16 protein-coding genes are annotated in these 15,365 nt (G+C 69.9%); 13 read left to right on the top strand and 3 right to left on the bottom strand.

Going from position 1 to position 15,365, the window contains the following annotated elements; translation table 11 throughout:
- Positions 1–235 precede the first annotated feature (235 nt).
- Positions 236–928: an urea ABC transporter ATP-binding subunit UrtE gene (gene urtE / locus AC07O4_RS17170; protein WP_062472198.1), complete on the top strand. Its 693-nt coding sequence runs from the start codon at positions 236–238 to the stop codon at positions 926–928.
- Between the two features lie 4 nt (positions 929–932).
- On the opposite strand, the gene AC07O4_RS17165 is transcribed toward urtE, so the two are convergent.
- Complete coding sequence (locus AC07O4_RS17165) at positions 933–1,745, bottom strand: IclR family transcriptional regulator (RefSeq protein ID WP_495305181.1); 813 nt, start codon at positions 1,743–1,745, stop codon at positions 933–935.
- 98 nt (positions 1,746–1,843) lie between these two features.
- On the opposite strand from AC07O4_RS17165, the gene AC07O4_RS17160 reads away from it, so the two are divergent.
- The 9 genes from AC07O4_RS17160 (at position 1,844) to AC07O4_RS17120 (ending at position 11,289) form a co-directional block, all read left to right on the top strand.
- Positions 1,844–2,629, top strand: coding sequence for an enoyl-CoA hydratase-related protein (locus AC07O4_RS17160; RefSeq protein WP_495305180.1), 786 nt, complete (start codon positions 1,844–1,846; stop codon positions 2,627–2,629).
- A 2-nt stretch (positions 2,630–2,631) separates the two neighbouring features.
- Complete coding sequence (locus AC07O4_RS17155) at positions 2,632–3,795, top strand: CaiB/BaiF CoA transferase family protein (protein ID WP_495305179.1); 1,164 nt, start codon at positions 2,632–2,634, stop codon at positions 3,793–3,795.
- Positions 3,796–3,841: 46 nt separating this feature from the next.
- On the top strand, positions 3,842–4,810 hold the full coding sequence (locus AC07O4_RS17150) for a Bug family tripartite tricarboxylate transporter substrate binding protein (protein WP_495305178.1): 969 nt from the start codon (positions 3,842–3,844) through the stop codon (positions 4,808–4,810).
- On the top strand, positions 4,807–5,574 hold the full coding sequence (locus AC07O4_RS17145; protein WP_495305177.1) for an enoyl-CoA hydratase/isomerase family protein: 768 nt from the start codon (positions 4,807–4,809) through the stop codon (positions 5,572–5,574). Before AC07O4_RS17150 ends, AC07O4_RS17145 begins: the two co-directional genes overlap by 4 nt.
- 119 nt (positions 5,575–5,693) lie before the next feature.
- The gene (locus AC07O4_RS17140) at positions 5,694–6,950 is read left to right on the top strand and encodes an MFS transporter (RefSeq protein ID WP_095744119.1); all 1,257 of its coding nucleotides are present in this window, start codon (positions 5,694–5,696) and stop codon (positions 6,948–6,950) included.
- 73 nt (positions 6,951–7,023) lie between these two features.
- On the top strand, positions 7,024–7,557 hold the full coding sequence (locus AC07O4_RS17135; RefSeq protein ID WP_495305176.1) for a DUF3592 domain-containing protein: 534 nt from the start codon (positions 7,024–7,026) through the stop codon (positions 7,555–7,557).
- Entirely contained in the window at positions 7,554–9,104 is a 1,551-nt protein-coding gene (locus AC07O4_RS17130; RefSeq protein WP_495305175.1) for an alkaline phosphatase D family protein, read from the top strand. Before AC07O4_RS17135 ends, AC07O4_RS17130 begins: the two co-directional genes overlap by 4 nt.
- A gap of 89 nt (positions 9,105–9,193) precedes the next feature.
- The gene (locus AC07O4_RS17125) at positions 9,194–10,204 is read left to right on the top strand and encodes an aldo/keto reductase (protein ID WP_495305174.1); all 1,011 of its coding nucleotides are present in this window, start codon (positions 9,194–9,196) and stop codon (positions 10,202–10,204) included.
- A 146-nt stretch (positions 10,205–10,350) separates the two neighbouring features.
- Positions 10,351–11,289, top strand: coding sequence for a VTT domain-containing protein (locus AC07O4_RS17120; protein WP_495305173.1), 939 nt, complete (start codon positions 10,351–10,353; stop codon positions 11,287–11,289).
- Positions 11,290–11,305: 16 nt separating this feature from the next.
- Here AC07O4_RS17120 and AC07O4_RS17115 read toward each other — a convergent pair whose 3' ends face one another.
- Entirely contained in the window at positions 11,306–11,605 is a 300-nt protein-coding gene (locus AC07O4_RS17115; RefSeq protein WP_495305172.1) for a hypothetical protein, read from the bottom strand.
- 125 nt (positions 11,606–11,730) lie between these two features.
- Complete coding sequence (locus AC07O4_RS17110) at positions 11,731–12,474, bottom strand: LysM peptidoglycan-binding domain-containing protein (protein ID WP_139702767.1); 744 nt, start codon at positions 12,472–12,474, stop codon at positions 11,731–11,733.
- Between the two features lie 158 nt (positions 12,475–12,632).
- Here AC07O4_RS17110 and AC07O4_RS17105 point away from each other — a divergent pair, with 158 nt between their 5' ends.
- The 3 genes from AC07O4_RS17105 to AC07O4_RS17095 all read left to right on the top strand — a co-directional run bounded on the left by AC07O4_RS17105 (position 12,633) and on the right by AC07O4_RS17095 (position 15,304).
- Positions 12,633–13,997, top strand: coding sequence for a cache domain-containing protein (locus AC07O4_RS17105; protein ID WP_495305171.1), 1,365 nt, complete (start codon positions 12,633–12,635; stop codon positions 13,995–13,997).
- A 5-nt stretch (positions 13,998–14,002) separates the two neighbouring features.
- The gene (locus AC07O4_RS17100; protein ID WP_495305170.1) at positions 14,003–14,680 is read left to right on the top strand and encodes a response regulator transcription factor; all 678 of its coding nucleotides are present in this window, start codon (positions 14,003–14,005) and stop codon (positions 14,678–14,680) included.
- A gap of 381 nt (positions 14,681–15,061) precedes the next feature.
- Positions 15,062–15,304 carry a hypothetical protein gene (locus tag AC07O4_RS17095; protein WP_070061615.1) on the top strand — a complete coding sequence of 81 codons (243 nt, stop codon included), beginning with the start codon at positions 15,062–15,064 and terminating at the stop codon, positions 15,302–15,304.
- Positions 15,305–15,365 lie beyond the last annotated feature (61 nt).

Raw genomic sequence — 15,365 nt, 5'->3', positions numbered from 1 at the left:
ATCAACGCCACGACCAGCGCCCGGTGTGCGGTGCGGCGTGGGCGGCCCCTCTGTGCCGCCGAGGAGCGCAGCGTTTCGCGGATCAGGGCTCGCAGCTGTTTGAGCGCAGCGAGTTCTGCGAGACCCCGCGAAACGCGAGCACCGCAGGGCAGCCCGAAGGGCCGGCACAGTGGGGCCGACCGCGCCGTGCCGCCCACCGGGTGCCCCCGATAAAGACCAAGGAAGGCATTCCACCATGCTGACAGTCAAGAACATCCACCAGTACTACGGCGGCTCCCACATCCTCAGAGACGTGAGCTTCGAGGCCACGCTCGGCAAGGTCACGGTCCTGCTCGGCCGCAACGGCGTCGGCAAGACCACGCTGCTGAAGTCGCTCATGGGCCTCGTGCCCATCAAGAGCGGCAGCATCGAGCTCGAAGGCAAGCCGATCCACAAGGCCACGCCCTACGACAGGGCCAGGGCCGGCATCGGCTTCGTCCCCCAGGGCCGCGAGATCTTCGCGCGGCTTACGGTCGAGGAGAACCTGCGCATGGGCCTGGCCTACAAGAGCGGCGGCACGCCGATTCCTGCGGAGCTGTTCGAGCTGTTCCCCGTGCTCAAGCAGATGATCAACCGAAGAGGCGGCGACCTCTCCGGCGGGCAGCAGCAGCAACTGGCGATCGCCCGCGCCCTCGCGCCCAAGCCCAAGCTGCTGATCCTCGACGAGCCCACCGAGGGCATCCAGCCCAGCATCATCAAGGACATCGGCCGCGTCATCCGCATGCTGGCCGACCGCGGCGACATGGCCATTGTGCTGTGCGAGCAGTACTACGACTTCGCGCAGGAGCTGGCCGACGACTACCTCGTGATGGAGCGCGGCGAAGTCATTGCGCGCGGCCTGGGCAAGGACATGGAAGCGCAGGGCGTGCGGCAGCTGGTTGCGATCTGACCCGCTACCGCGCCCACGCCTTGCGCAGGTCTGCCGCAAGGCGCAGCAGCAGATCGGCGTGTGCCTGCAGTGCATCCGCCGACACCTCCCCCGTCGTCGGAAAACTCACGTTCATCGCATAGAGACTGCCTGACGGTGCACGCAGCGGCAGCGCCACCGCCGTCATGCCCGGCGCCCAGTTCGCGTGGCAATAGCCTTGCGCGTCCACCGCACGCAGGGCCGCATCCACCTGCCGCTGCAGTGCGGGCCAGTCGCTGCCATGCGCCTTGCGCAGCTGGCCCAGCAAGGCCTTGCGTTCCGTCGCCTGCATGCCCGCCAGGAAAGCGCAGCCCAGCGACGTGCTCGCGATCGGCAGGCGCGAGCCCGGCAGGATGCGCCGGAAGATGCCCAGCCGGCTGAAGCGCACCGAGTCCAGGTACACCATCTCCAGCTGGTCGGCCACCGCCAGGCCCACGTTCACGCGGCGGCCCTCGGCCAGCGCACGCATCAGCGGCAGGGCCTGCGCCAGCGTCTGCTCCGAGGTGCGGAACGACAAGGCCAGGCTCAGGCACGCGGCCGTCAGCCGGTAGCCGCGCTGCTCGAGGTCGTAGGCGAGAAAGCCCGCATCCACCAGCGAGCGCGTCAGGCGGCTCACCGTGGGCCGCGGCAGCTGCGTGCGATCGGCCAGCTCGGCGTTGGTCAGCACGTCCACCCCATGCCGGAAGGCGCGCAGCAACGCCAGCCCGCGCTCGAGCGAATGGCTGCCCGGCGTGCTGCGCACGAAGGTGCCGGTCGACTGCGTTTCGGCCCGGGTGGAGGTGGAGCGGGGCGTGGCCATGATTTCGGTCAGCGAAATTGCAGCATTGTCACCGCCAGGGTGCGCCGGAATACTGAGCCCATGCCCGACACAGGGCGAGCAACGAACCGGAGACACGCTTGGAATTCACGGAACTCAGGTACGCGGTGATCGACCGCGTCGCCTCGATCACCTTCGACCGCCCCGACCGGCTCAACGCCTGGACGCCCACGCTGGAGGCCGAGCTGCGCGAGGCCATCCACCTGGCGCAGGCCGACGACGACGTGCGCTGCGCCGTGCTGACCGGCGCCGGGCGGGGCTTTTGCGCAGGCATGGACATGGCGGTGCTGGGCGCAGCAGTCCGGCCGCCCGTGCCGCAGGCGCCCTCGGACGACGACCTCGCGCAGCGCTACGGCTACCTCGGCGGCTTCGACAAGCCGCTGATCGCGGCGATCAACGGCGCCGCAGCTGGCGTCGGCCTGTGCCTCGCGCTGCACGCCGACCTGCGCTACGTGGCCGCCGGCGCCAAGCTCAGCTTTCCCTATGCGCGCCGCGGCCTCGTGGCCGAGCACGGCACGGCCTGGCTGCTGCCGCGCCTCATCGGCCCGATGCATGCCGCCGACCTGCTGCTGACCGGCCGCACCGTGCTGGCGGAGGAGGCCGACCGCATGGGGCTGGCCTACTTGCTGCCGGCCGAGGGCTTTCTCGACGCGGTGCTCGCGCGCGCCGGCGAGATTGCGAATGCGGCTTCGCCGCGCGCCACCCGCGTCATCAAGCGGCAGCTGCGTGCCGCCCGCTACCAGACGCTGGGCCAAGCCACGCGCGACGCCGACCGCGAGATCGCCGCGTGCCGCGACACCGACGACTTCCGCGAGGGCGTGCAGCACTTCCTCGAAAAACGCGCCCCCCGATTCACAGGACATTGAACATGACGACCCCTTTTCACAACATCGCCGCCGCGCAGCCGCTGGCCGGCATCAAGGTCATCGAGGTCGGGCAGAACATCGCCGGGCCGTACGCGGGAGAGATCCTGTCCTCGCTCGGCGCCGAGGTGGTGAAGATCGAGCGGCCCGGCGCGGGCGACGACGCGCGCGGCTGGGGCCCGCCGTTCTGGCGCGGCACCGCGACCACCTTCCAGGCCATGAACCACGGCAAGAAGAGCATCGCGCTCGACCTGAAGAACCCGGCGCACGTGCAGTGGCTGCGCGAACACGCCGCGCAGGCCGACGTGTTCATCCAGAACATGCGCCCCGGTTCGCTCGAAGAACTGGAGCTCGGCCCCGACGTGCTGCGCGCGCTCAACCCCCGGCTGGTGTACTGCTCGCTCTGGGCCTTCGGGCACAAGGGGCCGATGCGCCTGGCGCCGGGCTACGAGCCGATGGTGCAGGCCTTCGCGGGCATCTTCAGCATCAACGGCGCCGAGAACGGCCCGTCGGCGCGCGTCGGCATGCAGGTGCTCGACCTGGGCACCGGCATCTGGGCGGCGCTGGGTTGCATCGCCGCGCTGCTGCGGCGTGCGACGACGGGGCAGGGCTGCGTGGTCGACACCTCGCTGTTCGAGACCGCGCTGGGCTGGCTGCAGGTGATGATGGCCGGCTTCCACGCCACGGGCCGTCAGCCCGAGCGCCACCGCAGCGGCAACCCCAACGTGGTGGTGTTCCAGGCGCTGCCCACCGAAGACGGCGAGATCGTCGTGGCCGCCGCCAACGACCGCCTGTTCGCCAAGCTGGCGCGCGCCACGGGCCACGAGGAATGGACGCGCGACGAACGCTTTGCGAGCAACGCGCTGCGCGTGCAGCACAAGGCGCTGCTCATCCCCGCGCTGGAGGCCGTGTTCCGCACGCGCTCGACGCAGCAGTGGCTCGACGCGCTGGAGCCGCTGGGCATTCCGTGCGCGCCGATCCAGGACTTCGCGCAGGTGCTGGCGCAGCCGCAGACCGAGGCCATCGGCATCTTTCAGACCGTGCCCGACGAAGAACTGCGCATCGTCGGGCTGCCGCTGTCCTTCGACGGCGAACGCCCGCAGGTACGGGCCCGCGCGCCCGGCGTGGGCGAGCACAACGAGGCGCTGGGCGCCGGCGCGCTCGGCTGAGCGCCCACCGGCCACGACATTCAAAAACAGACAGGAGACACATCCCATGCACAGAAGACACTGCCTCGCCTGGCTGGCGGGCCTGCCGTTCGCGGCCACCGCCACCGGCGCCGCCCAGGCGCAAGACAAGGACAAGCCGATCCAGATCATCGTGCCCTTCGGCCCCGGCGGCTCGGGCGACATCTCGGCGCGCATGCTGGCCGAGTTCCTCACGCGCAAGACCGGCCGCGCGGTGGTGGTCGACAACCGCCCCGGCGGCAACGGCATCATCGGCGTGGAGGCGGTGCGCAACGCGCCGGCCGACGGCTCGGTGCTGCTGCTGGCCACCACGTCCACGCACCTGGCCAACCCCAGCCTGTTCCGCAAGCTGCCCTACGACCCGGGCAAGGACTTCCGGCTGGTCGGCTCCTTCGGCCCCGGCTCCACCTACATGCTGGTGCGGCCCGACGCGCCCTACAAGACGCTGCAGGAGTTCGTGGCCGCCGCGAAGAAGGCGCCGGGCAGCATCAACTACGGCCACTTCAACGCCACCTCGAAAGTCACGGGCGCGCTGTTCGCGCACGAGGCCGGCATCGAGCTCGCGCCCATTCCGTACAAGCAGGTGAGTCAGGCGATGTCGGAGCTCATCGCCGGGCAGATCCAGGTGGTGTTCACCGACACCGTGGCCGGCGACGCCTTCGTGGCCTCGGGCCAGTTGCGCGCGCTGGCCGTGCACAGCGACGCGCGGCTCAAGCGCTACCCGGCGCTGCCGCTGATCGCCGAGACGTACCCGAAGTTCACCATCCGCGGCGGCTTCCTCGGCATTGCCGTGCCGGCCGCGACGCCGGTGGAGATCCAGCAGAAACTCAACACCTGGATCAACGAGGCCGTGACCACCGACCCGATCCGTTCGCGGCTCGAGGGCTTTGCCTTCGCGCCGGCCAAGGTCAGCCTCGCCGACCTTGCCACCTTCGAGCGTCAGGAGCGCGAGAAGTGGAAGGGCTACGTCGACATCGCCAAGCTGGAGGTCCAATGAGCCACATCGCATCCCTCGAGTCGGGCCACGCGCACGTTGCGCTGCTCGAAATCCGCCGCGGTCCTTTCAACTACGTGAACGAGGCGCTGCTGCGCGAACTGGCCGACCACCTCGACCGGCTCGACGCCGAGCCCGGCTGCCGCGCCATCGTGCTGGCCGCCGAGGGGCGCGCCTTCAGCGCAGGCGCCGACTTCAACAGCGGGGACGACGACGGCACCTCGCGCGACCCCGGTCCGCTGTACGCGCAGGCGATGCGGCTCTTTCGCAGCGCCAAGCCCCTGGTCGCCGCGGTGCATGGCGCTGCGGTGGGTGCGGGCCTCGGCCTTGCGGTGGCGGCCGACTTTCGCGTGAGCTGCGCCGAGGCGCGTTTCAGCGCCAACTTCAACCGCCTGGGCTTTCACCCGGGCTTCGGCCTGAGCGCGACGCTGCCGCGCCTCGTGGGGGCGCAGCAGGCCGGCCTGCTGTTCTTCACCGGGCGGCGCATCGGTGGCGAGGAAGCGCTGCGCATCGGCCTCGTCGACCAGCTGGTGCCGGCCGACGAGGTGCGCGCGAGCGCGCTGGCGCTGGCGGGCGAGATCGCGCTGTCGGCCCCGCTGGCCGTCGAAGCCACCCGCGCCACCCTGCGGCGCGGCTTGGCCGACGCCGTGACCGAGGCCAACCGCCACGAGCGCGAGGTGCAGTGCGTGCAGTTCGCAACCGACGACTTCAAGGAAGGCGTGCGCGCCATGGCCGAGCGCCGGGCGCCGCAGTTCCAGCGGCGTTGAGGCCTTCAGCCGCAAGACGGTACCGACGCGGCGCACGAGAGCATCTTCACAATTTAAGGGTTTACCCTAGAATCGGGCCTTGCCCGCGTCCGCCGGGCACCCCCCCCAGGAGCCCGGCCTTGAACGCCTCACCGTCCGCCCGCGAAGGCGCGGAAACCACCGCCATTGCACCGTCCGTCTCGTCCGCCCAATTCCTGCGCGCGGTGCTCGCGCTCGGCGTCGGCGGCTTTGCCATCGGCACCGGCGAGTTCGTCATCATGGGCCTGCTGCCCGAGGTCGCGAAGGACATCGCCGTCACCATCCCGCAGGCCGGCCACGTCATCAGCGCCTACGCGCTGGGCGTGGTCATCGGCGCGCCCGTGCTCGCGGTGCTGGCCGCCGGCTGGGGCCGACGCGCACTGCTGATCGCGCTGATGGCCGTGTTCGCGGCCGGCAACTTCGCCAGCGCCATGGCGCCCGGCTACCTGTCGCTCAACCTGCTGCGCTTTGCCACCGGCCTGCCGCACGGCACCTACTTCGGCGTGGCCGCGCTCGTGGCCGCCACGCTCGCGCCACCGGGGCGGCGCGCACGCGCCGTCGGCCTCGTGATGCTGGGGCTCACCGGCGCCACGCTGGTCGGCGTGCCCATCGCGGCGTGGCTGGGCCAGCTGTTCGGCTGGCGCGCGGCCTTCGTGTTCGTGGGCGTCATCGCGCTCGTTGCCGTGGTGCTGCTGCGCCGCGACGTGCCCGACATCGCACCCGCCGCCGGCGCCAGCCCCTGGCGCGAACTCGGCGCGCTCAAGCGCAAGCAGGTGTGGTTCACGCTGGGCATCGGCGCCATCGGCTTCGGCGGCATGTTCGCCGTGTTCAGCTACATCAAGCCCACGCTGATCGAGGTGGCCGGCCTGCCGCTGGGCGGCGTGCCTTTTGTGCTCGCGCTGTTCGGCCTGGGCATGGTCACCGGCAACCTCGTGGGCTCGCGGCTGGCCGACAAGTCGCTCATGCGCACCATCGGCGGCGTGCTCGTCTACGCGGCGCTGGTGCTCGCCAGCTTCACCTTCGCCGCGCACCACGTCGTGACGGCGGCCTTCACCGTGTTCCTGATCGGCACCACCGTCGCCATCGGCCCGGCCCTGCAGATCCGCCTGATGGACGTGGCCGGCGACGCCCAGACCCTCGCCGCCGCGCTCAACCACTCGGCCTTCAACATGGCCAACGCCCTGGGCGCCTGGCTCGGCGGCGTCGCCATTGCAGCCGGCCTGGGCTGGACCTCGACCGGCTGGGTCGGCGCGCTGCTCGCGCTGGCGGGCGTGGGCATCTTCGCCTGGGCGGTGGCGAGCGCGCGTGCGGATGCGCGGCGGCCGGTGGCGGTGGTTTGCGAAGGGTCGGCGGGCTGAGACGCCGTTCTGCAGTGGCGGTGCTGCAAGAGAAGGGCGCCAGAATCAGGCACGTTCCTGATGGCTGGAGTCCATGCATATCTTTCGAGTGTTGGTGGCGACGTGCGTTGCGGCGATGGGCGTCGCCATGCTGTGTGTCGCGCTGCTGTCGGCGTATGACGCGGCGCTGGTTCTTCTGTCCTACGGCGAAGTCGAGGGTGTCGTCACCGGCGCCAACGGCGACGAGGTGCGGGTCGACTACGTCCGACCCGATGGCCGAAAAGCCGTCCTGCGGGCCGGCCGTGGCGGCAAGTTCAGCGCGCGCCCCGTGGGCAAGAAGCTCGCAGTCCTGCTGCCTCCGCGGGACCGGACAGACAACGCAGCGCAGCCGATCCTCAAGAGCGACCTGAACCGGGTCGCCGCGGAATTCATGGTCGCGCTGTTCCTGCTCGGCGGCGCTGCAGCGATCTGGTGGGGAAAGTCTCGCCGTGTTTCCTCACAGTCGGTCGAAGGCATACGCACGAGGAGCTTCGACACCCGCCCGAAGAACCCCGAACGGCAAGCGCAGCTGCAGGCATCGATCGACCTCGAGATCGCCGAGCGACGCGCCAAGAAGGACGCCCGATGACCCCTCCGTTTTTCACCCGCCGACGCCTGCTGCACACCGGCCTCGCCGCCGCCGCGCTCGGCCATCCCTTCCTGCACCTGCGCGCCCAGACCGCGGCGGCGCGCGACCCGTTCACGCTCGGCGTCGCCTCGGGCGCGCCGCGGCCGGACGGCATGGTGCTGTGGACGCGGCTCGCGCCCGAGCCGCTGCAGGGCGGCGGCATGGGTGATGCGCCCGTGGCGGTGCAGTGGGAGGTGGCCGAGGACGAGCGCTTTCGCCGCATCGTGACCAAGGGCATCGCCAGCGCCGAGGCCGACCTCGCGCACTCGGTGCACGTCGAAGTGCAGGGCCTGCGCCCGGGCCGCCCCTACTGGTACCGCTTCACAGCCGGCGGCGTGCGCAGCCCCGTCGGCCGCACGCGCACCGCGCCGGCCGACACCGACGCCACCGTGCAGCCGCTGCGCTTCGCCTTCGCCTCGTGCCAGCAGTACGAGGAGGGCTACTACGCCGCCTACCGCGACATGGCCGCGCAGCCGCTCGACTTCGTCGTGCACCTGGGCGACTACATCTACGAAAGCTCGCGCGGCTCGCACAACGTGCGCCGGCACGAGGGCGGCATTCCCACCGACCTTGCCGGCTTTCGCAACCGCTACGCGCTCTACAAGACCGACCCGCACCTGCAGGCCGCGCACGCCGCCTTTCCGTGGCTCGTGACCTGGGACGACCACGAGGTCGCCAACGACTACACCGACGACGTCTCGCCGCGCACGCCCGACCCGGCGCAGTTCCTGGCGATCCGCGCCGCCGCCTACCAGGCCTGGTACGAGCACATGCCCGTGCCCGCCTCCATGCGTCCACGCGGCGCGGGCGCGACCATCTACGGCCGCCATCGCTTCGGCCGCATGCTCGACGTGATGCTGCTCGACGGCCGCCAGTACCGCTCGCACCACGCCTGCCTCCCGGGCCGCAGCACCAAGCCGCTGGTCGATTGCGCCGACCGGCTGGCCCCGGAGCGCAGCCTGCTCGGCATGCAGCAGGAAGCCTGGCTCGCGAACGAACTCGCCACGCCGCCGGCGCGCTGGACGGTCATCGCCCAACCCACCTTGCTCGCCGAAGCCGACCGCCAGCGCTGCCCCGGTCACGGCTACTGGATGGACGGCTGGGACGGCTACGCCGCCGCGCGCACGCGCCTGCTCGACGCGCTGGCCGCCAACCCGTCGCGCGGCGGCGATGCGCTGGTGCTCGGCGGCGACGTGCACGCCTTCTGGGCCGCCGACCTGCGCCGCGAGCCGCAGGGGCCCGTCGTCGCGACCGAGTTCGTCGGCGGCGCCATCACCTCCGAAGGGCCCAGCGCCGCCAGCGTGGCCCACATGCGCGCGAAGAACGAACACCTGCGCTACGGCCGCGCCGACAAGCGCGGCTACGGCCTCATGACGCTCGACGCGCGCGGCTGCGCGGTCGAGTTCCGCGCGGTGGACGACGAGAAGAACGCCGACTCTGCCGTCGCGGCCATGGCCCGCTTCTCGGTCGAACGCGGCGCGCCCGGCGTGCACCTCGAATCCACCTGAATCTCCAGCGCCTGCAGGAATGCGCGGCCGTGCCTATGATGGCCGCCGCCTCTTTTCCTCCCTCTCCCACCTTCTCGGAGCGAGCCTGCATGAGCATCCCCACCACCCGCCTGGGCCGTACCGGCCTCACCGTGTCCCGCCTGGCCCTGGGCACCATGACCTTCGGCCTGCAGACCGACGAGGCCGTGTCGCACCAGATCCTGGACAAGGCCGCCGACGCCGGCATCAACTTCCTCGACACCGCCGACGTGTACCCGCTGGGCGGCACCATCGAGACCACCGGCCGGACCGAAGAGATCATCGGCAACTGGCTCGATAAGCAGGGCCCCGCGGGCCGCCGCCGCTTCGTGGTCGCCACCAAGGCCGTCAACAAGGTCGGCCCCAACCCCTGGGACCAGGGCGCCTCGCGCAAGCACCTGCTCGACGCCATCGACCTCTCGCTCAAGCGCCTGAAGACCGACCACGTCGACCTGTACCAGCTGCACATGGACGACCGCGAGACCCCGCTCGAAGAAAGCCTGGAGGCGCTCGACGTCATCGTCAAGTCAGGCCGCGCGCGCTACATCGGCGTGTCGAACTTCCTGGCCTACCGCCTGGCCCGCGCGCTGGGCAAGGCCGAGCTGCACCGCTTCACGCGCTTCGTGTCGGTGCAGCCGCGCTACAGCCTGCTGTTCCGCGAGATCGAGCGCGAGCTGCTGCCGCTCGCGGCCGAAGAGGGCCTGGGCGTGATTCCCTACAACCCGCTGGCCGGCGGCCTGCTCACCGGCAAGTACAAGCCCGGCGCCAAGCCCGAGGAAAACACCCGCTTCACCCTCGGCACCGCCGGCGGCATGTACCAGGACCGCTACTGGAACGACCGCAGCTTCGACACCGTCACCCAGCTGCACGCCCTGGCCGACGAAGCCGGCGTGCCGCTGGCCACGCTGGCCGTGGCCTGGGTCATGGCCAACCCGCTGATCACCGCGCCGCTGCTGGGCGCCAGCCGCCCCGAGCAGCTCGACGCCACCGTGGCTGCCGCCAGTTACACGCTCGACCCGTCGCTCAAGCAGAAGCTCGACGCGCTCACCGCCGAGTACCGCAAGGGCGACGCGCCCCGCTGAGCGAACGGGCGTGCGGGCGCCCGGATGGCCTGCGCGCAGTACGTGCTTGGGCCATGCGGGAGAATCGCGCCCGGCATGAGCACATCCCACACCTCCTCCCGGCGCGCCGCCCCGCGGCCCCCGGCAACGACCGAACGGCGGCCCGCATGGCGCAGCTGATGTCGCTGCTGGTGCAGAACGCGATCCTGGTGGTGTTTGCCGCCAGCTTCGCCGCGCGCCTGGGCCTGCCTGTGCCGGCCGCGGCCGTGCTGGTCGTCACCGGCGCGCTGCTGGCGGCGGGCGACGTGTCGGTGGTCGGCGTGGTGCTGGCCGCTGTGGTCGCCAACCTGCTGGGCGACGGCGCGTGGTTCTATGCCGGGCGTCGCTTCGGCTACCGCTTCATGCGGCTGCTGTGCCGCATCTCGCTGTCGCAGGACTCCTGCGTGCGGCGCGGCGAATCGCTCATTTCCGACTGGGGCGGCATGTCGCTGGTGGCCGCCAAGTTCGTGCCCGGCGTCTCCGTGGTGGCGCCGCCGATGGCCGGTGCGCTGGGCATGTCGGTGCGGCGTTTTGTCGGCTTCGACATCGTGGCCGCGCTGGTCTGGACGGGCCTGTTCCTCGGCCTGGGCTGGCTCTTTCGCGACCAGATCCAGCAGGTGCTCGCCGTGCTGGCGCAGGCCGGCGGCATCGCCACCGCCGCGCTGGGCGTGGTGCTGCTCGTGATGCTCGCCGTGCGCTACTGGCGCCGCCGCGCCTTCGCGCGGCTCACCGGCATGCCGCGCATCAGCGTCGACGAACTGTTCGACCTCATGAGCGGCGACGTGCCGCCGCTGGTGATCGACGTGCGCGGCGAAGCCGGCGTGCAGGTCGACCCGCGCCGCATTCCGGGCGCGCTGTCGTACACCCTCAAGGCGCTGCAGCAGCGCAACCTGGACCTCACGATCGACCCCGACCGCGACGTGGTGCTGTACTGCAACTGCCCCAACGAAGTCTCGGCCGCGCAGGCCGCGCGCGTGCTGCTGGCGCGCGGGGCGCGGCGGGCGCTGCCGCTGACGGGGGGGGTGGATGCGTGGGTGGCTTCGGGGCGGCCGACGAGCCTGCACTGACCTGCTTCGCAGCTGCTCATCGCAGCTGTTGTGTCATTGGGCACTCCAGAACGAGCCGGGCGGGCAGGGGTGAGTCCTGCCAGCCGGGTACGTCCTTCTTTCGGTAGGCCTCCAGCGAGGGATAGCCGTCCGCCGTCCAGTCGGTGCCGTCCACCTGTTCGAGCGCGACGACTTCATACAAGCACTTGTCGCCGCGTGCCTTGAAGCGAAAGGCCATCCGCCGGGGTTCGCCGGGGCGGCTCATGTCCAGCACCTCATAGCTGCTGCGTGCGCAGCGGCTGAAACTCGACCGCCATTCGATGGTCTGGCTGCGCACGTGGAGCACACCGTTGCATGCCCGGCCCGTGCCGGTGAACTTCCCGGTGAATGTGTGGGCGTGCGCGGGACCAGCCATAACTGCTGAGCAGGCGAGTGTCAGGAGACGCCGCCCGATGTTTCGGCCTACTTGCATGCGGTTGCCTCGGAGCCTCTGCGAACGGCCGCCAAGGCATAGCCGAGCTTGTCTGCATACGTCGCATCGCCATCCACGTTGTAGTAAGTTGCCGCTCCCGATACCGTGATGGGCTTCCAGCCTGTGATGACCCTCTGAACCGAGGCCCTCTGGTAGTGCAGCACCTCGCCGGGCCGAAGCATGTGTGCGGACGGATTGAGCCGCTTCATCACCTCTGGCGTGCTGCCTTTCGCTCTGGCGATGCTGTTCAGGGTATCGCCAGCTTTCACGACGACCTGATGGGTGCGGGTGTCTGCATCGGGCACGCTCTGAAAGGAGAAATTGGCCATGCGCAGCAGCAGATAGCCGATGCCCGCCCGGATGTTGTCGGCAGGCGCGCGGCGCACGCCGTCGACGGAGAGGCTTCTGCGGTAAGAGGGCGGGAGGATCAGGTCACCGCCGTCCTTGCCACCCAGCAGCGCCTGGAGGCCCAGATCTCCTGTATTGCCGATCTGCATCGGGCGGGTCTTCCACTGCGGCCGTTTGGCCCCCGTTTCGACCCACAGCATGGCCTTCACCAGGCGCCAGTCCAACGGGACGTAGCCCTTGGTTCGAGAGAGGTGCATGTCGTATTCATGGACGGCCGAGCGGATCTCGCAGTCGTGGCTGTTCCACTTGTCGTCGGCGTTGTCGATGCCGCGCTTCCAGCCTTCATTCTCTGTCTCGGCTGCCGTCGTCTTTTGCGTCTTGCGCATACGTGCTCCCTCTTCCGTTTGTTGATGTCCCCGTGTTGTAGGCCGGTTCGGCGCTGCACACTGTCACCCAACGTCACCCGGTCCTTCTTCCCCGGAATTTCTCCGCGAAGCCGCGAGGTCAGCTCCCCGCCCACCCCCAGTGGTAGTCTCCCTCCCCGATGAACCTCCGCACCAAGATCGTCGCGCTGGCCGTTGCGCCCCTGCTGGTCGCGCTGGTGCTCGTGGCCCTGGCTGTGCGTCACCAGGAACACGACCTCGCCCAGCGCGAGCGGGCCCTCATCGAGCGCAGCTACATGGCCCAGCGCCGCAGCGAGCTGCGCAGCTACGTCGACCTGGCCGTGAGCAACCTGCTGCCGCTGTACGAGTCGGGCCTGGACGACGAGGCCACGCGCACCGAGGCGCTGCGCCGCCTGGCCACGCTCAACTACGGCGACGACGGCTACTTCTTCGTCTACGACATGGACGGCAACTCGCTCATGCACTCGCGCCAGCCCGAGCTGGTCGGCCAGAACCTGTGGAACCTGCGCGATTCGCATGGCCGCTTCACCATCCAGGAGCTGATCAAGGGCGCGCGCGACAAGGGCGGCGCCTACGTCGAATACGAATGGCGCAAGCCCTCCAGCGCGCAGATGGCGCCCAAGCTCGGCTACGTCACCGCGCTGCCGCGCTGGAACTGGATGGTCGGCACCGGCCTGTACCTGGACGACATCCAGTCGACCATGGACACCCTCGACCGGCAGATGAACGCCAACGTCACCGCCACGCTGCTGTGGATCGCCGGCATCGCCGCGCTGTGCCTGGGCGTGGTCAGCGCGGCCGGGCTGCTGCTCAACCTCAGCGAGCACCGCACCGCCGAAGCCAAGCTGCGCCTGCTCGCGCGCCGCGTGGTGCAGTCGCAGGAAGAAGAGCGCGGCCACCTCGCGCGCGAACTGCACGACGGCACCAGCCAGACGCTGGTGTCGGCCAAGCTGCTCATCGAATCGGCCGTGGAGCAGCTCGACCGCGCGCACCAGTCGCCGCCGCCCGCGCTCGGCAAGGCGCTGCAGCGGCTGAACGATTCGCTCACCGAGGTGCGCCGCATCTCGCACCGGCTGCGCCCCGCGCTGCTCGACACCCTGGGCCTGCCCGCTGCGCTGGAGCGCCTGGGCGCCGAGTTCGGTGAAGAAGGCGGCGTGGACGCATCCATCATGGTCGAGGGCGAACCCTTCGAGCTGTCGCAAGAAGCCAAGACCGCGCTCTTTCGCGTCACGCAGGAAGCGTTGACCAATGTGCGTAAACACGCGCGTGCGCAACAGGTGCACATCGCACTGAGCTTCGACGAAGAGGCCGTGCGCCTGGAGATCAGCGACGATGGCGTCGGCTTCAACGTCGAGGCCATGCAGATCGACCCGCAGCGCGGCATCGGCCTGCGCAACATGCGCGAGCGCATGGAGTCCATCGAAGGCCGGCTGCGCATGCGCTCGGGCCGGGGCCACACCTCCATCGTGGCCGAAGTGCCTGTGCGGCGCGCAAAGCCAGAATAGCGGCCATGAATGAAGTCCCCGCCACTGCTGCTGCCCCTGTGATCGTGCGCCTGTTCCTGGTCGACGACCACCCACTGGTGCGCGACGGCCTGCGCGCGCGCCTGGGCGCCATGCCCGGCCTGGAGATCGTGGGCGAGGCCGGCAGCGCGGCCGAGGCGCTGGCACTCATCGGTCGCGCGCAGCCGCACCTCGTGCTCATGGACGTGGGCATGAAGGACATGAACGGCATCGAGCTGGCGGCGCTGCTGCTGCAACAACAACAGCCGCACCAGCAGCCCGCGCCGCACATCGTGATGCTCAGCATGTACGACAACCCCGAGTACGTGCAGAAGGCCCTGCAGGTCGGCGCGCGCGGCTACGTGCTGAAAGACGCGCCGGCCGCAGAGATCGTGGCGGCCATCGAGGCCGTGTCGGCGGGCGGCACCTTCTTGAGCCCGGCCGTGTCGAAGAAACTCTTTCGCAACCAGACCCCACGCCCGCTGCTCACGCCGCGCGAGAGCGAAATCTTGAGCGCGCTCGGCCGCGGCGAATCGAGCAAGCAGATCGCGCGCGACCTCGGCCTGAGCGTGCGCACCGTGGAGGCGCACCGCCAGAGCATCAAGCGGCGCCTGGGCATCGAAGGGCAGGCGGAGCTCATCAAGTACGCGGTGGAACACGCGCGGGAGTTCGGCGGGCAGGGCTGAGGCGCTGCTTTCGATGCGGGGCTCGGGCCCTGCTTTCAGGGCCTGACTGTCAGGGCTTTGTGAATCGCCGCTGCCGCAGCGCGATTACTTGCGCGAACCGCGCATTCCTCGGCGAAATTTCTCTCTGTGCCGGGCAGGACTTCTCTACAGTGAATGCCCCTGTGATGAAACGACCCGCCATGTGGGCGAGGAGGGCAGCACACACCACACCACGGACCACTGACTGATTGAGTGAATGAATGAACCGCTTCGCCTCACGGCGGGCCATCGATGCAGATCGATCGATGCGAACGTGAGGCACAAAAGGCGACGGCCACGGTGCGCGAACACCATGACCGTCTAACCAAGTGACGTGCATACACCTTGGAAGGAGCACAACAAATGGCTAAACGAATTATGGCCCGCGCTACCGCGCCGGCCTCTCCCCACGCGACCACCCCCAACGCAGCAGACCTGTTGGAATGCAAGCTGGAACAACTGAACTCACTGCTGTGGTGCTGCCACGGCGCCGGCGATGGGTGGTTCGAAGAGGCGGGGGCAGGGCATCGGGACAACCTGCTGTGGATCGCGTCGGATTTGGCGCGGGATGCGGCGGCGTTGTTTCAGGAGAGTGGGGGAGGGTGAGAGTTTGGCGCCGGTATTGGATACCGGGGTGGCTGCTTCAGACTGGTTGCAGTCAGTCGGT

This window comes from Variovorax sp. GW821-FHT09D04 (genome assembly GCF_059416405.1).
This window is presented reverse-complemented; position numbering and strand designations above follow the sequence as displayed.

Excerpts from the sequence above, each read along its gene's own strand:
- urtE (WP_062472198.1), top strand. The coding sequence starts at position 236 with ATGCTGACAGTCAAGAACATCCACCAGTACTACGGCGGCTCCCACATC.
- AC07O4_RS17165 (WP_495305181.1), bottom strand. The coding sequence starts at position 1,745 with ATGGCCACGCCCCGCTCCACCTCCACCCGGGCCGAAACGCAGTCGACC.
- AC07O4_RS17155 (WP_495305179.1), top strand. The coding sequence starts at position 2,632 with ATGACGACCCCTTTTCACAACATCGCCGCCGCGCAGCCGCTGGCCGGC.
- AC07O4_RS17150 (WP_495305178.1), top strand. The coding sequence starts at position 3,842 with ATGCACAGAAGACACTGCCTCGCCTGGCTGGCGGGCCTGCCGTTCGCG.
- AC07O4_RS17145 (WP_495305177.1), top strand. The coding sequence starts at position 4,807 with ATGAGCCACATCGCATCCCTCGAGTCGGGCCACGCGCACGTTGCGCTG.
- AC07O4_RS17135 (WP_495305176.1), top strand. The coding sequence starts at position 7,024 with ATGCATATCTTTCGAGTGTTGGTGGCGACGTGCGTTGCGGCGATGGGC.
- AC07O4_RS17130 (WP_495305175.1), top strand. The coding sequence starts at position 7,554 with ATGACCCCTCCGTTTTTCACCCGCCGACGCCTGCTGCACACCGGCCTC.
- AC07O4_RS17125 (WP_495305174.1), top strand. The coding sequence starts at position 9,194 with ATGAGCATCCCCACCACCCGCCTGGGCCGTACCGGCCTCACCGTGTCC.
- AC07O4_RS17120 (WP_495305173.1), top strand. The coding sequence starts at position 10,351 with ATGGCGCAGCTGATGTCGCTGCTGGTGCAGAACGCGATCCTGGTGGTG.
- AC07O4_RS17110 (WP_139702767.1), bottom strand. The coding sequence starts at position 12,474 with ATGCGCAAGACGCAAAAGACGACGGCAGCCGAGACAGAGAATGAAGGC.
- AC07O4_RS17105 (WP_495305171.1), top strand. The coding sequence starts at position 12,633 with ATGAACCTCCGCACCAAGATCGTCGCGCTGGCCGTTGCGCCCCTGCTG.
- AC07O4_RS17100 (WP_495305170.1), top strand. The coding sequence starts at position 14,003 with ATGAATGAAGTCCCCGCCACTGCTGCTGCCCCTGTGATCGTGCGCCTG.
- AC07O4_RS17095 (WP_070061615.1), top strand. The coding sequence starts at position 15,062 with ATGGCTAAACGAATTATGGCCCGCGCTACCGCGCCGGCCTCTCCCCAC.